The following is a 14,067-nucleotide window of genomic DNA, read 5'->3' on the forward strand; positions in this document are numbered from 1 at the left end:
CTCAGTAGCTCCGGGTCGGACGGTCGAGGACGCGCCGGCCGAGCAGGCTCGCGGCGAGGTCGACCATCAGGAGCGCGGTGCGCCCGCGCTCGTCGAGGAAGGGGTTGAGCTCCACGAGGTCGAGGGCGCGCACGAGGCCGCTGTCGTGCAGCATCTCCATCACGAGATGCGCCTCGCGGAAGGTGGTGCCCCCCGGCACGGTGGTGCCGACCCCCGGCGCGATGCCGGGATCGAGGAAGTCGACGTCGAGGCTGACATGCAGCAGCCCCTCCGCCGCCGCGACCTGGTCGAGGAAGGACGCGAGGGGGCGCGCGATGCCCTCCTCGTCGATGGTACGCATGTCGTGCACCGTCACGCCCGCCTCGCGCAGCGCCGTGCGCTCGTCGGGATCGACGCTGCGCAGGCCGATCATGCAGACCCGGCGCGGATCGAGGGGCGCCTCGAGGGGCGGGAAGTAGCCGGCGAAGCCCGGCCGCCCGGTGACGTAGGCCATCGGCACCCCGTGCAGGTTGCCGCTGCGCGTCGTGTCGAGGGTGTGGAAGTCCGGGTGCGAATCGAGCCAGAGCACGAAGAGAGGCCGCCCCTCGGTCCTGGCGCGCCGGCTCATGCCCGCGATGGTGCCGGCCGAGAGGCTGTGGTCGCCGCCGAGGAAGAGCGGCAGGCTCTCGGCGGCGAGTTGCTCGGCGGCCTCGGCGAGGGTCGCGGTCCAGCCCGCCACCTCGGGCAATTGGCGGATGGCGGGGTTCGGGTGGACCTGCGCCGGCCAGGGCGGCGCCGCGAGGTTGCCCGCATCGACCACGGCGAAGCCGAGGTCGCTCACCGCCTCGGCGATCCCGGCGGCCCGGTAGGCGCTCGGGCCCATGTCGCAGCCCCGGCGGCCGGCCCCCGCCTGAACCGGAACCCCCACCAGCACGCATCGCGATCCGCGCATCCCCGACCTCCTCGCACACCGAATCTAGGCGGCGGCCGCGGCGGTTTGAACGACCCGGATTGGCAGATCGGCGGCCGCTTCCTACCATTTCGGCAAGCGTGGCCGCCCGAACCGGAGGCGCCGTGGACGACCTCGACCGCCGCCTGATCACCATCCTGCGCCATGACGGGCGGCGCAGCATCTCCGATCTCGCGGGTGATCTCGGCGTGTCGCGGGCGACCGTGCGGGCGCGCATCGCCCGGCTGGAGCGCGAGGGGGAGATCGTCGGCTACACGGTGGTGCTGCGGGCGGACGCGACGGCGCCCTCCGTGCGCGCGCTGACCCTGATCGAGGTCGAGGGCCGCAAGGCGGACGAGGTCATCGGGGCGCTCACCGGATTCCCGGAGGTCGGCGCCGTGCACACCACCAACGGGCGCTGGGACATCGTGGCGGAGATCCTGGCCGGGAGCCTGACCGACCTCGACGCGATCCTGCGCCGGGTGCGCCTGATCCCGGGCGTCACCGCCTCCGAGACCCACCTGCTGCTCGCCACCCCGCGCAGCACGCGGGCGCGGCTGTGATGCCGACGGCCCAGGATACGGCCCAGGATGCCGACGCATCGGACCGTCGACCCTCACGAATCGGAACGGAACCAACGGTCATCCGACGTGACCGTCGGATTGAGGCCGCGCGCGGGGACCCTCCGGCGCGACGGGCCGGGAGGCCCGCTACTTGAACCACATCACCGAGGCGAAGATCAGCGCGACCAGCACGATGAAGGCGATGAAGAAGGGCAGCGCCTTGTTCTGGCGGTGATGGGCGTAGGACGGCTTCTCGGCCCCGCCCTCGAAGCGCCCGGCCCCCTCGCTGCGGCGCGCCTGCGCCACCCGCTCGGCGGAAGGCGGGTGGCCCGCGGCCTCGTCGTCGGTGCCGAGCGGCGACAGGCCCGGATCGAACACCTCGGTCTTGTCGCCCGTGCGCCCGCTGTCGATGTCGGCCTTGAGCTGGGCGGTGGTGGCGCCGGAGGCGGGCGGCGGGTCGATCGGCTTGATCGTGTGGGTGGGGGGAAGGTCCGTCCGTGTCTCGGCCATGCTCCGCCTCGCGCCGGCTCGTGCCGCACCGCCGGCCGTCGCGGCCGGGTGCCTCGGACCAACCGGCGGGCCGGAGGTCCGTTCCGGGGCAGATCGTCCCCGGTCGGGGCCCGGCACCCCGCCTGGCATGTCCGGTTGAGCCCGATGGTCCCCGGGGGCGCGAGCCCCCGCCGGTCCGGTCCGGACGCGAGCAGCCACCCGCGAGCAGTCCCCCGCAAGCAGCCCCCCGCAAGCAGCCCCCTGCAAGCAGCCACCCAAAGGACAGCATGGCAGATCGCGCACGCCCGGCCGAACCCGAGGCTGCCGCATCCGGAGCACCCGTTCCGGCGGAGGGCGCCGAGCACCACGTCGTGATCGTCGGCGGCGGCCTCGCGGTGGCGCAGGAACTCGGCGGCGCCGCGGGCATCCGGGTGACGCTCGTCGACCGGCGCAACCACCACCTGTTCCAGCCCCTCCTCTAGCAGGTGGCGACCGCCGTCCTGTCGCCCGGCGAGGTGGCCGAGCCGATCCGGCGCATCCTCAGCCGCCACCGCAACGTCCGGGTGCTGCTCGGCGAGGTGAGCGGCGTCGACCGGGCCGCCAGGGAGGTGCGGCTGCAGGACGGGGGCGCGATCCCCTACGACACCCTGGTGCTGGCGACCGGCGCGACCCACAGCTATTTCGGCCACGCCGAGTGGGAGCGCCTCGCCCCCGGCCTCAAGACCCTCGACGACGCGCGGGCGATCCGCGCCCGGGTCCTGCTCGCCTTCGCGCAGGCCGAGCGCGCGCCCGACCCGGCGACGCGAGAGCGCCTGACCACCTTCGTGGTGATCGGCGGCGGCCCGACCGGGGGCGAGATGGCCGGCGCCATCGCGGGCCTGTTGCACCAAGCCCTCGCCCGCGACTTCCGCGCCGTCGATCCGACGAAGGCCCGCATCCTGCTGATCGAGGCCGCCCCGCGCATCCTCGGCACCTTCCCGGAGGACCTCTCGGCCTACGCGACCCGGGCGCTGGAGCGCCTCGGCGTCACCGTGCTGACCGGCTCCCCGGTCGAGGCCATGGACGAGACCGGGATGACGGCGGCGGGCCGGCACATCCCGGCGGTGATGGTCTGGGGGGCGGGCGTGCGCGCCTCCCCGGCGGGGGCGTGGCTCGGCGTCGAGACCGACCGCGCCGGCCACGTCCCGGTCGGCCCCGACCTCGCCGTCGCGGGCGCGCCCGACGTCTGCGCGCTCGGCGACGTCGCCCTCGCCCGGGCGCAGGACGGCTCGCCCCTGCCGGGCCTCGCCCAGGTCGCCCACCAGCAGGGCCGCTACCTCGGCAAGGCCCTGCGCGCCCGCCTCCTCTCCGGGCAGCGTCCCGCCCCGTTCCGCTTCCGCTCGCGCGGCGACCTCGCGGTGATCGGGCGCAACAGCGCCGTCGTGCAGTGGGACAGCGTCAAGCTCAGGGGCTTCCCGGCCTGGCTGGTCTGGGGCATCGCCCACGTCGACTGCTGGTCGGCTTCCAGAACCGCCTCGTCGTGACGCTGCGCTGGCTGTGGGCCTGCGTCACCTACCAGCGCGGCGCTCGCCTGATCTCGGCGCGCGACGAGGCCCGCGCCGCCCGCCACCAGCGGGCCTGAACCGGCCGGAACAACGCCCGCCGGCGGCGGGTTGGCCCCACGAAGGCTGACCCTTCATCGGACCCTCCTGCGAGTCGCCTCCACGCCCCCCGGCCCGGCCGGCGGGGCGTTCTTTTGGACCGCGCATGCGAGCAGAGAGGCCGGGTTCACTTATGTGAATTCTGGCGCGAAGTCGACGCATTTCAGATCTGAATCCTTCTTATGTAAAATCAATCCTCGGCTTGACCGCGAGATGTCGGCACGGAAATCAACCTTTTACCGGCGACGCAGCGTGAACCCGGCCGCGCAGGCCGCGTTGAGCCGCAGGGCGCCATACTCAGGCTGAGTCTCTCGATGAGGTCGGGAGCGCGCCCGGTCCGCCCGATCAGGAGTGCCTGATGTACTGCCACGACCAGCGCCTCCAATATCCGGTCCGGGCCGAGAAGCCCGATCCGATCTTCGCCCGCCAGCTGCAGCAGGCGATCGGCGGGGTCGAAGGTGAGATCCGCGTCTGCCTGCAGTACTTCTTCCAGGCCTGGGGCGCGCGTGGCCCGGGCAACACGTATCGCGACGCGCTCCTGCACACGGCGACGGAGGAGATCAGCCACATCGAGATGCTGGCGACCGCGGTGGCGCTGAACCTGGAGAACGCGCCCGCGACCCTGCAGGAGACGACCGCGCAGGCGAACCCGATCGTCGGCGCCGTGATGGGCGGCGAGCGCCCGCGGCACGTGGCCGAGGGCATGCTCCACCGCCACATCCTGTCGAGCGGCATGGCGGCCCTGCCCGAGAACGGCGACGGCCTGCCCTTCGACTGCTCGCACGTCTACGCCAGCGGCAACCTCGTCGGCGACATGTTCGCCAACGTGACCGCCGAGGCGACCGGCCGCACCCTGGCGGTGCGCCTGTTCAACGCCGCCCACGATCCCGGCATGCAGGACATGCTGCGCTTCCTCAGCGCCCGCGACACCATGCACCAGCAGCAATGGCTCGCGGTGATCGAGGATCTCGGCGGCCTGCGCGAGTCGCTGCCGGTGCCCAACAGCTTCGATCAGTCGAAGGAGGCGCAGGAATTCAGCTACATGTTCGTGGGCACCGACCGAAACGGCACGCCGGTGCCGCCCGGCCGCTACTGCGAGGGACCCTCGATGGACGGCCGCGGCCAGTTCACCTTCAAGGCCTTCGAGCCGCTCGGGGAGGAGCCGGTGCTCGGCCCGGCCCGACCGGATTCGGGCGCCCAGAAGGAGCAGATGACCGAGCCGCCGGTCACCCACGGCAAGATCTGACGGATCCGCCGGCATGGCCGGGCCCGTGGCCGCACCCGAATCCGGGGCGCTCCCCTCGCGGGGCGCCCCGCTCCGCGCCCCCGCCGGCCTCGACTGGCGGGCCGCCTGCCTGCTCGGGCTCGTCAGCAGCACCTTCTCGACGCTGGTGAGCCAGCTCGCCGCGGCCCGGATCGGCCGCGACGCCGCCGTCGACTGGATGGTGGTGGCGGCGATCCCGTTCCGGGATCCGGCCCTGCAGGCGGATCCCGGCTGGCCCGCCATCCTGGGCGGCATCCTGTTCCACCAATGGGCGGATCTGTCCTGGGCGGTGGTGTTCTTCGGCCTCCTGGGGCGCTGGACGGCGGGCCTGCGCCCGGGCGTCCTGCTGGCCCTCGCCCTGCCCTGGGCGCTCCTCACTTCGGCGAGCGAGTGGCTCCTCCTGGTGCCGGCGATCCCCTTCCGGCAGCCGATCTTCACCCTGGAGCAGCCCTACTGGATCGGCTTCCTCGTCCACGTCACCTCGGCGCTCTGCTACCCGCTCTTCCCATGGCTGCGCGACCGGCTGGCGCGGCGTCCCTCGCCGAACGCCCGCGCCGCCGGGCTCTGGGCCTGGCTCGCGGGCGGGTTCGCGCTCGCCCTCTCGGTCCTCGCCGCCCTCGGCGCCCAGGGCCGCGAATGGCCCTGGGCGGGACGCGACCGCGCGGGCGACCAAGCCTTCATGCGGCGCATGGCGAGCCATCACGCGCAGGGGATCGTCCTGGCGCGGCTCGCCGCCGAGCGGGCGCGGGACCCGCACCTGCGCGCCCTCGCCCGGCTGATCGCGGCCGCGCAGGCGGGCGAGGTCGCGATCCTCGACCAGTGGTGGCGCAGCTGGTTCGATTCCCCGCTCGCCGTCTGCGGGCCGCGGGAGCGGGCCGCCATGCCGGGCATGCTCGGCGAGGCCGAGATCGACGGCCTGGCCCGGGCGGCGCCCGACGCCTTCGACGCCGCCTTCGTGCGCCTGATGACGGCCCATCACCGGGGCGCCATCGCGATGGCGGACGCGGCCCTGCGCGGCGCGGGCGACCTGCGCGTGCGGCTGATGGCGCAGGCGATCCGGCACAACCAGCGCGGCGAGATCGAGCTGATGCGGGGCCGCGAGGGGCTCGCCGCCACGGCGGCGGCGATCGGGAACCTCGTGGCGCGCCTCGGCGCGGCGCCGGCCGACGGCGATCAGGACCCCGCCCCCGGCGCGCCGCAGCGGGCCGAACTCCCCCGCGCGGTCCTCCCGCAGGATCCGTGAGCCCGGCCTCCCCGCCGCGCCCTCGCCCGCCCCGCGATGCCTAAGCCCTCCGGGGTGGGGCCGCCGCGGCGGACCGGTCGCGCCCCGTCCCGTCCACAGGGACCGGTCCTGATCCAGATCAAGGACGGGAGCGGGAGATCCTGCATGGCGGGCCCCGGAAACCCCGCGCCGGGGCCGGATCCGGGCTCCGCCGCCGCGGGCGCGCCCTCCCGGCCGCGTCCGCTCGCCGCACGGCCTAGGCCGTCCCGGGTTGAGGAAGGGTGAATTGCGCGCTGGGCCGCGCGGCGCAGCGGGCCGTGCCCGGTGCCCGCACGCCTTGCCCAATCCTGAATTCGCGCGGAGCCGCCGCGCGCGGCGCGGCGCGACGCATGTCGGCCGACACGCCTCCTGAGGAGTTTAATCCCTTTTTCGGCCTTGCCGATGACCAAGGGTCACTGAGAGATTGGGGCGCCATACCGAGCCCCGACCCGGCACCGTGAGCATTGCCAACCAGGATTTCAGGGAGCAGACCGATGCTATGGAGGCAGCGGCCCAGCATGGCCGAAGCGACGCTCGCCGCGTTCGACAGGTCGCTCGCGCTCATCGAGTTCGATCTCAACGGAACGATCCTGCACGCCAACCGGAACTTCCTCACGGTCGTCGGCTACGACCTGGAGGAGGTGAAGGGGCGGCATCACCGCATCTTCGTGGCCGAGAAGGCGGCCGCGGCCCCGGACTACGCGCAGTTCTGGGCGCGGCTGCGCCAGGGCGAGTTCTTCGCCGGCGAGTTCCAGCGCGTCGGCAAGGGCGGCAGGCCCGTGTGGCTGGAGGCGACCTACAATCCGATCATCGGGCCGGACGGGAAGCCCTTCAAGGTGGTGAAGCTCGCGGCCGACATCACCCGCAAGAAGAACGAGGTCAGCCGCCTGCTGACGATGATCGAGGGCATGCCGATCGCCGTGATGACGGCCGACCCGCAGCACGACCTGCGCATCGACTACATGAACGCGACCTCGCGGCGGATGCTCGCGGATCTCGAGCGGCACCTGACGGTCAAGGCGGGCGACCTGCTCGGGGCCCCGCTCGACGCCTTCTACCGGGTGCCGGGCGCGCCGAGGGACGCGCTGGCCCGGCCGGACGGGCTGCCGCGGCGCGCGCGGCTCACGCTCGGGCCGGAGACCCTGGACGTTCAGATCTCGGCCATCGCCGGGCAGGACGGCGCCTATCTCGGACCGATGCTGACATGGTCCGTGGTGACCGCGCAGGTCGCCGTCGCGGAGGACGCCGCCCAGGTCGTCGAGGCCGTGACCGGGGCGGTCGGCGAGATGCAGGATTCGGCCGAGGGCCTGACGCGCGCGGCCGACGAGGCGCGCCAGCGCGCCTCCACGGTGGCGGCCGGATCGGAGGAGATGACCGCCTCGATCCACGAGATCTCGGGCCAGGTCGGGCGCGTCTCCGAGCGCGCCCGGCAGATCGCCGCGCAGGCCGAGGCGACCGACGCCACGGTGCGGATGCTGTCCACGACCGCCCGCGAGGTGGATTCGGTGGTGGGCATGATCAGCGGCATCGCGGGCCAGACCAACCTTCTCGCCCTCAACGCCACGATCGAGGCGGCCCGGGCCGGCACCGCGGGCCGCGGCTTCGCCGTGGTCGCGAGCGAGGTCAAGGCGCTCGCCGCCGAGACCAGCAAGGCGACCGGCGAGATCACGCAGCGCATCAGCGACATCCAGGGCGCGACCGGCGAGGCCGTGGCGGCCATGGAGACGATCAACCTCGCGGTGGCCGAACTCTCGAAGCTGACGCTCGCCATGGCGAGCGCCGTCGAGCAGCAGGCGGCCTCGACCCAGGAGGTGTCGAGCAACATCGCGGCCGTCTCCTCGGCGGCGGCGGCGACGGGCGAACTCGCCGAGAAGGTCCGCCGCATCGCCGCGAGCCTCACCGGGCACTCGGAGGGGCTCAACGCCAGCATGGAGAAGTTCCTGGCGGCGAGCTGAGCGCCCGCCGGGATCGCGACGGCGGCGCGAACCGCCCGCTCCCCCGCACGTTGGCCCGGACCCGCATCCCGGAGACAGGCCATGGCCGACCAACCCGACGCCCCGCGCGAGCGCGACGATCTCCCGTCCATCGACGGGCCGCGCCTGACGCCCCAGGGCCGCACCGCGGAGGGGGGCGAGGACGCGACCGACCCGCGCGGCGGCGCCAAGCAGGGCCAGGGCGACAAGGCCGAGGGGTGAGCGCGTGCGCCTCGCCCTGCTCGCCCTCGCCGGCCTGATCGCGGCGCCGGCCCTCGCCGGGGACGCCGCCCCGCCCGGCCGCGACGACCGTCAGGCCCTGCCGGCCGGCCAGAGCCCGGTGAGCCAGACCGACCGCTCCCACGAGGGACCGGGTCCGGAGCGGGCGCCCGGCCGGCCGACCGTGGACCGGACGGGCCGGCCGGAGCCGACCGCGCCCAAGGTCCCGCGCTGAAGCTCCCGGGGCGCCGCGCGGCCCGGCGGCGATGGCGGCCCCGGCTGCCGAGGCGGCCCCGGCTGCCGAGGCGGCCCTTGCCCGCAAAATCGGCGACTGCCCCTCCCCGGCAATTGTGCCGGCTCTCGGCCTGTGCCTTTCTGCCCGACGGATCGTCCCCGTTCGCGTCGCATCACGGAAGGCATGGCCATCACCCACACGGGCGAGACCCGTCCCAAGCGCCGCCGCCGCCCGCCCGAGGAGGCGCGCCGCGTCGTCCTCGAGGCCGCGCGGGGGCTGCTCCTCGACAAGGGTCCGCAGGCCCTCACCCTGCAGGGGGTGGCCGCCGCCGTGGGCATGACTCACGGCAACATCACGCACCATTTCGGCACCAGCGCGGCCCTGCACGCCGCCCTGGTGGCCGACATGGCCGAGGCGATGGCGCGCGAGGCCGAGGCCAGCGTCCAGGCGATGCGGGCGGGCGCGATCGGCCCCGACGTGGTGGTGGCGGAGATCTTCGAGGCGCTGAACCGCGGCGGCTACGGGCGCCTCGTGGCCTGGCTCGCCGCCTCGGGCGACATCGCGACCCTCGAACCGTTCTTCTCCGCCGTCGAGCGCGCGGTGCGGCTCCTGCGGGCGGTCGAGCCCGCGGGGACCGACCCGCACGCCCGCGGCACCGGGCCGATCACCTTCATGCTGCTCGCGGGCGCCCTCGGCGCGACCCTGCTGGGCCCCGAACTCGTGCGGGCGACCGGGCTGACCGAGGCGGCGGTGCAGCGCCTCTTCGTCAGCCAGATGCAGGCGATCCGGGCGACCTGAGGCGGGCCGGGATGCCGACGCGTCGGGCCGTCGACCCGCTCGAAGGGTCGACGCAAGCCCATGGCGTATCAGCCCTTGCGGGCCAGGGTCTCGGCGATCTTCCCGGCGACGTTCACGAACTCGGACGGCATCATGATGATCGTCGTCGTGTTCTGCTCGGCGCCGACCTCGGTGATCATCTGCATCCGCCGCAATTCGAGGCCGGCCGGGTTCTGCATGATCGTCTCGGAGGCGGCGCGCAGTTGCTCGGCGGCCTCGAGTTCGGCCTGGGCCTTGATCAGGCGGGCGCGCTTCTCGCGCAGGGCCTCGGCCTCCTGCGCCATCGCCCGCTGCATCGATTCGGGGATCTCGACGTTCTTCATCTCGACCCGCTCGACCTTGACGCCCCAGGGCTCGGTCACGGCGTCGATCTTCTGCTGCATCACCCGCGAGATGCCCTCCTGCTCCTTGAGCACGTCGTCCAGGGTGTGCTGGCCGAGCACGATGCGCAGCGTGGTCAGCGCGACCTGGATCACCGCCGTGCCGACGTCCCGCACCTCGAGCCGCGCCCGTCCGGGATCGACCACCCGGTACCAGATCACGGCGTTCACCTTGATCGGCACGTTGTCCTTGGTGATCGTCTCCTGCTGCTCGACCGGGGCCGTGACGACGCGCAGGTCGACGGTGCTCTGCCACTCGACGAGGGGGATCAGCCAGTAGAGGCCCGGGCCCCTGGTGCCGTGGAAGCGCCCGAGCCGGAACACGACCGCGCGCTCGTACTGGTTGGCGATGCGCAGGCTCGCCAGGAGGGCGGCGAGGGCGAGGAGGGCGAGGATCAGGAGGACGATGGGCATCGACGGGCTCCGTGCCGGTTCCCCTCCCTATACGGCGCGCGGCGCCCGCGCGCCCTCGGAACCGGGCCGTCAGAACCGGGCCGTCACGAACAGGCGGACGCCGCGGCCCGGCAGCACGACCTCGTCCTTCTTGAACGAGGCGGAGTTGCGGATGACCGCGTCGAGGAGGTTGGTGCCGACGAGCCCGACCCGGATCTCGGAGAGCCCGTCCACCGCCGGATCGAGGGCCTTGGCGTAGCTCAGCTCCGCGCGCAGGTCGTCGTAGCCGGGGGTCCGCGTCTCGTAGGGCGCGGTCTCGGTGTGGGCGAAGGCGTGGAGCAGGTTCACCCGCGCGAACCAGCCCTCCGTCCGCAGGAACAGCCCGCCCCCGACCCGGTGGGGCGGGATGCGCGGCACGTTGGTGCCGTCGTCGAAGGTCGCCCGCACGGTGTCGTACTGCGCGTCGAGCCCGAAAAACCCGTTGCCGACCGGCAGGAGATCGAGCTGGCCGGCGATCTCGGCGCCGTGGAAGGCCGCGTTCTGCTGCGTGTAGACGATCTGGTCGAGTTCGGTCCCGGTCCCGCAGCTGGCGAAATCGTCGTCGCAGCGGGCGCCGGTCAGGCGCTTGTAGACGAAGCCGGTGTAGCGCGTCGCGTAGCCGGTGGCCTCGAAGCGCAGCGGGCCGATGCCGCGGCGCAGGCTCGCCTCGACGGTGCGGGCGCGCTCCAGCCGCAGGCTCGGGTCGCCGATCTCGAACGTCCCGGTCGCGTCGTGCGGCCCCCGCGAGTAGAGCTCGAAGGCGGAGGGCGCCCGCTCGACGTAGGAGCCGGTCAGGCTCGCCACGAGGCCGTAGGGCAGGTCCTGGAGGAGGCCGAAGCTCGCGCTCTTGGGCGCGAAGCGGCGGCGGCGGCCGTAGGAGAGCGGATCCTCGCCCTCGACCGGGAGGTAGTCGCCGGGAAAGAGCGTGGCGGTGCCGGTCGCGCGCGCGCCCTCGATCCGCCCGGCCGCCTGGAGGCGCGTGCCCTGGCCGAGCGCCAGCTCCTCGAACAGGTAGAGGGCGTTGCTGCGCGAATCGGTGGGGGCGAGCAGCGTGCCGGCCTCGCCCGACGTGCCGAGCACCCGCCGCTCGGCCTGGACGCCGAGCGCGCCCGTCAGGGTGCCGAAGGGCATGATCGCCGGGACGTGCTGGATCTCCAGGCGCGCCTCCGCCTCGCGGTTCCTGAAGGTCGACTGGATGCCGTCGATCCCGTCCTCCCCGATCCCGATCTCGTGGTGCCGGTAGATCGAGCCGCCGAGCCAGAAGCGGATCGCCTCGATCGGCCCGTCGACGGGCCGCACCTCGCCCTGGCTCTGGAGCTTGTCCTGGGTCGGGTCGAGGCGGGTGCGGCCGCGCGCGGCGTCGCCGCCCGGGATCTGGTAGAGCGCGTCGAAGTGGCTGAAGGCGAGGCCGACGAAGCCGCGGTCGAGGAGGTAGGACATGCCCACCGCACCGCCCTGGGACTCGGCGGCGGAGTTGCGCTGGAGGCCGAGCGGCGTGCGGTAGCTGTCCTGCGCGCTGCGGAAGCCGTCCGCGTGGACGACCACGGTCTCGCCGCCCGCCTCGACGCGCGCGGCCCCGTTGCGGCCGAGATCCACCGAGGAGAACCCGCCGAGCACCTCGCCGGCGATGCCGTTCGGCGGCGCGAGGCGGGGGATGCGGCCCGTCTCGGCGCTCACCACGCCGCCGATCGCCTGGCTGCCGTAGCGCAGGGTGGCGGGGCCGCGGATCACCTCGATGCGCTCGGCCACGAGCGGGTTGACCGGCACCGCGTGGTCCTCGCCGAGATCCGAGACGTCCTGCACGCCGAGCCCGTTCTCCTGGATGCGCACCCGCGCCGTGTCGAGGCCGCGGATGATCGGCCGGCTCGCGGCGCCCGGGGCATAGGTGGTGGCGGAGAGGCCCGGGCGGTCGAGGAGCGCGTCCCCGAGGGTGAGCGGCTGGCGGCTCGCGAGCGCGCCGCGGGTGATCACGGTGACGGGCGAGAAGGTGTCGGTGACGACCGGGAGCACGCCCGGCCCCCCTCCCCCGCCGGGCCGCGCCGCGGCGGGGCCCACGATCGGGCTCGGCGAAGTGACGGTGATCTCGTCGAGGCGGATCTCCTCGGCCCGCGCCGCTCCCGCCGCGAGGATCCCGAGGATCGCGAGCCCTGCCCGTCCGTGTGCCACCGCCAGCCTCCATGAAACGTTATCCTGTTTCATTGGCCGAGCGGGCTGACCCTGCGCAAGGTCCTGGGCGGCCGCGCTCACACGGCGCGCCGAAGCGTAACGATATTACAACACACCCCGCCTGGGCGGGTGGCGACACCCCGCCCGGGCGGGGGCGGCTCCGGCCCGCGGTCCCGCCCCGCCTCAGGCGCGCGCGCGCGCGAGGGCCAGGAAGGCGTCGACCTCGGCCTCGGTCGTCGAGAAGGCGGTGATGAGGCGGGCGAAGCGCTCGTCCTCGCGCACGGCCTCGCCCGGCGGCAGGCTGGTCGAGTGCCAGCCGTAGAACACCGCGCCGCCCTCCTTCAGCCCCCGCTCCAGATGCGCCGGCAGGATCGGGAACACCTCGTTCGCCGCCACCGGCCAGGCGAGGCGCACGCCCGGGATGGCCGCGAGGCCCCGCCCGAGCCGGGCCGCCATCCGGTTGGCATTCGCCGCGTTGGCGAGCCAATGGTCCCCCTCCAGGTAGGCGTGGAGCTGCGCGGCGAGCAGGCGCCCCTTCGACAGGAGGTGGCCCGCCCGCTTGCGCCGGTACTCGATGGTCTCGGCGAGGTCGGGACGGAAGACCACGATCGCCTCGGCGGCGAGCGCCCCGTTCTTGCTCGCCCCGAAGGACAGGATGTCGACGCCCGCCCGCCACGTCACCTCCGCGGGCGAGCAGCCGAGCGCCGCGACCGCGTTGGCGAAGCGCGCGCCGTCCATGTGCACGGCCAGCCCGTGCCGGTGGGCGAGGCCGGACAGGCGCGCCACCTCGTCGGGGCCGTAGACGAGCCCGCTCTCTGTCGCCTGCGACAGGGTCAGGGCGCGGGCCGGCATCTGCTTGACGTGGCGCGGCATCGCCGCGAGCGTGGCCTCGAGGGCGGCCGGGTCGATCTTCGAGCCCGTCCCGGGCAGGCCGGCGAGCTTGGCCCCGTGGGTGAAGAATTCCGGCGCGCCGCACTCGTCGCCCATCACGTGCGCCTCCTCGTGGCAGAGGCAGAGGCCGTAGGGCGGCACCATCGCGGCGAGGGCGATCGCGTTCGCGGCCGTGCCGGTCGCGACCGGGAAGATCACCAGGTCCGGGTGGTCGAACAGGGCGCGGAACCGGTCGCGCAGCCCGGCGGTGAGCGGGTCGGCGCCGTAGGCCGGCATGGGCCCTGCATTCGCGCGCACCAGCGCGTCGAGGATCGGGGCGCTCGCGCCGGTCACGTTGTCGCTCGCGAAGTTCATCAGGTCCGCTCCCGCCGAATCAGCCGGCGCCACAATGCCGCGCCGGCCCCGCCTCCGCGACCGGGGCACCATCATGACGGGCATGCGCGGTCCCGGCGTCACCGGGCCGCCCGGCGGAAAAACTGCGCCGCCCGGGCGCGAATTGAACGTCCGTTGCGGCGCGCGGCCGCAGAACGCAAGAAAATGACGCGGCGGCGTGGGCACGGCCCTTGCTGGCGCGGGGGAAATCTGGCAACTTCCGGAAATAGGACAGTACCGCTGTCCCATTTCGTGCGGGCCGCGCGGCCCGGGTTCCTGAAGGGCGCTGGCTGGTGGCTCGCTGGTCCATGGCTTGCACGGTGACCAAACGAGATCCGAAAGACACCGCCCCGCGGGCGGTGCGGACGCGCGCCGGCTGACGAGGCCGCGAGGCGTCCGCGAGGTGCGGGCGCTCCC

12 protein-coding genes and 1 pseudogene are annotated in these 14,067 nt (G+C 73.9%); 8 read left to right on the forward strand and 5 right to left on the reverse strand.

Annotated features, from left to right (window positions below; translation table 11 throughout):
- Nucleotide 1: 1 nt before the first annotated feature.
- On the reverse strand, nt 2-931 hold the full coding sequence (gene rocF, locus MET2598_RS0118845; protein ID WP_012331719.1) for an arginase: 930 nt from the start codon (nt 929-931) through the stop codon (nt 2-4).
- A 122-nt stretch (nt 932-1,053) separates the two neighbouring features.
- Here rocF and MET2598_RS0118850 point away from each other — a divergent pair, with 122 nt between their 5' ends.
- Nucleotides 1,054-1,491 carry an Lrp/AsnC family transcriptional regulator gene (locus tag MET2598_RS0118850; RefSeq protein ID WP_012331718.1) on the forward strand — a complete coding sequence of 146 codons (438 nt, stop codon included), beginning with the start codon at nt 1,054-1,056 and terminating at the stop codon, nt 1,489-1,491.
- 147 nt (nt 1,492-1,638) lie between these two features.
- Here MET2598_RS0118850 and MET2598_RS0118855 read toward each other — a convergent pair whose 3' ends face one another.
- Nucleotides 1,639-2,001, reverse strand: a complete 363-nt coding sequence (locus MET2598_RS0118855) for a hypothetical protein (RefSeq protein WP_012331717.1) — start codon at nt 1,999-2,001, stop codon at nt 1,639-1,641.
- Nucleotides 2,002-2,267: 266 nt separating this feature from the next.
- Between MET2598_RS0118855 and MET2598_RS36905 the strand changes: the two are divergent.
- The 7 genes and pseudogenes from MET2598_RS36905 to MET2598_RS0118890 all read left to right on the forward strand — a co-directional run bounded on the left by MET2598_RS36905 (nt 2,268) and on the right by MET2598_RS0118890 (nt 9,370).
- Nucleotides 2,268-3,601, forward strand: a pseudogene (locus MET2598_RS36905) (NAD(P)/FAD-dependent oxidoreductase).
- Nucleotides 3,602-3,978: 377 nt separating this feature from the next.
- On the forward strand, nt 3,979-4,866 hold the full coding sequence (locus MET2598_RS0118865) for a manganese catalase family protein (protein WP_018261945.1): 888 nt from the start codon (nt 3,979-3,981) through the stop codon (nt 4,864-4,866).
- A gap of 13 nt (nt 4,867-4,879) precedes the next feature.
- Nucleotides 4,880-6,127 carry a DUF305 domain-containing protein gene (locus MET2598_RS0118870; protein WP_012331715.1) on the forward strand — a complete coding sequence of 416 codons (1,248 nt, stop codon included), beginning with the start codon at nt 4,880-4,882 and terminating at the stop codon, nt 6,125-6,127.
- A gap of 512 nt (nt 6,128-6,639) precedes the next feature.
- On the forward strand, nt 6,640-8,100 hold the full coding sequence (locus MET2598_RS0118875; RefSeq protein ID WP_026190814.1) for a methyl-accepting chemotaxis protein: 1,461 nt from the start codon (nt 6,640-6,642) through the stop codon (nt 8,098-8,100).
- Nucleotides 8,101-8,181: 81 nt separating this feature from the next.
- Nucleotides 8,182-8,340 (forward strand): hypothetical protein, encoded by a 159-nt coding sequence (locus tag MET2598_RS42220; RefSeq protein ID WP_012331713.1) that lies wholly within the window; start codon nt 8,182-8,184, stop codon nt 8,338-8,340.
- Nucleotides 8,341-8,344: 4 nt separating this feature from the next.
- Nucleotides 8,345-8,572 (forward strand): hypothetical protein, encoded by a 228-nt coding sequence (locus MET2598_RS0118885; RefSeq protein ID WP_012331712.1) that lies wholly within the window; start codon nt 8,345-8,347, stop codon nt 8,570-8,572.
- Nucleotides 8,573-8,755: 183 nt separating this feature from the next.
- A complete protein-coding gene (locus MET2598_RS0118890) occupies nt 8,756-9,370 on the forward strand; it encodes a TetR/AcrR family transcriptional regulator (protein ID WP_012331711.1) in 615 nt (204 codons plus the stop codon).
- Between the two features lie 68 nt (nt 9,371-9,438).
- On the opposite strand, the gene MET2598_RS0118895 is transcribed toward MET2598_RS0118890, so the two are convergent.
- From MET2598_RS0118895 to MET2598_RS0118905, 3 genes are all read right to left on the reverse strand, one after another.
- Nucleotides 9,439-10,203 carry a slipin family protein gene (locus MET2598_RS0118895; RefSeq protein WP_012331710.1) on the reverse strand — a complete coding sequence of 255 codons (765 nt, stop codon included), beginning with the start codon at nt 10,201-10,203 and terminating at the stop codon, nt 9,439-9,441.
- A gap of 69 nt (nt 10,204-10,272) precedes the next feature.
- Nucleotides 10,273-12,420 carry a TonB-dependent receptor domain-containing protein gene (locus MET2598_RS0118900; protein ID WP_051086517.1) on the reverse strand — a complete coding sequence of 716 codons (2,148 nt, stop codon included), beginning with the start codon at nt 12,418-12,420 and terminating at the stop codon, nt 10,273-10,275.
- 150 nt (nt 12,421-12,570) lie between these two features.
- A complete protein-coding gene (locus MET2598_RS0118905) occupies nt 12,571-13,632 on the reverse strand; it encodes a threonine aldolase family protein (RefSeq protein ID WP_018261948.1) in 1,062 nt (353 codons plus the stop codon).
- Between the last annotated feature and the right edge of the window lie 435 nt (nt 13,633-14,067).

This window comes from Methylobacterium sp. WSM2598 (assembly GCF_000379105.1).
Lineage (GTDB): Bacteria > Pseudomonadota > Alphaproteobacteria > Rhizobiales > Beijerinckiaceae > Methylobacterium.

What these genes read in the sequence shown, in the direction of transcription:
- rocF (WP_012331719.1), bottom strand. Translation starts at nt 931, where the DNA reads ATGCGCGGATCGCGATGCGTGCTGGTGGGGGTTCCGGTTCAGGCGGGG.
- MET2598_RS0118855 (WP_012331717.1), bottom strand. Translation starts at nt 2,001, where the DNA reads ATGGCCGAGACACGGACGGACCTTCCCCCCACCCACACGATCAAGCCG.
- MET2598_RS0118865 (WP_018261945.1), top strand. Translation starts at nt 3,979, where the DNA reads ATGTACTGCCACGACCAGCGCCTCCAATATCCGGTCCGGGCCGAGAAG.
- MET2598_RS0118870 (WP_012331715.1), top strand. Translation starts at nt 4,880, where the DNA reads ATGGCCGGGCCCGTGGCCGCACCCGAATCCGGGGCGCTCCCCTCGCGG.
- MET2598_RS0118875 (WP_026190814.1), top strand. Translation starts at nt 6,640, where the DNA reads ATGCTATGGAGGCAGCGGCCCAGCATGGCCGAAGCGACGCTCGCCGCG.
- MET2598_RS42220 (WP_012331713.1), top strand. Translation starts at nt 8,182, where the DNA reads ATGGCCGACCAACCCGACGCCCCGCGCGAGCGCGACGATCTCCCGTCC.
- MET2598_RS0118890 (WP_012331711.1), top strand. Translation starts at nt 8,756, where the DNA reads ATGGCCATCACCCACACGGGCGAGACCCGTCCCAAGCGCCGCCGCCGC.
- MET2598_RS0118895 (WP_012331710.1), bottom strand. Translation starts at nt 10,203, where the DNA reads ATGCCCATCGTCCTCCTGATCCTCGCCCTCCTCGCCCTCGCCGCCCTC.
- MET2598_RS0118900 (WP_051086517.1), bottom strand. Translation starts at nt 12,420, where the DNA reads ATGAAACAGGATAACGTTTCATGGAGGCTGGCGGTGGCACACGGACGG.
- MET2598_RS0118905 (WP_018261948.1), bottom strand. Translation starts at nt 13,632, where the DNA reads ATGAACTTCGCGAGCGACAACGTGACCGGCGCGAGCGCCCCGATCCTC.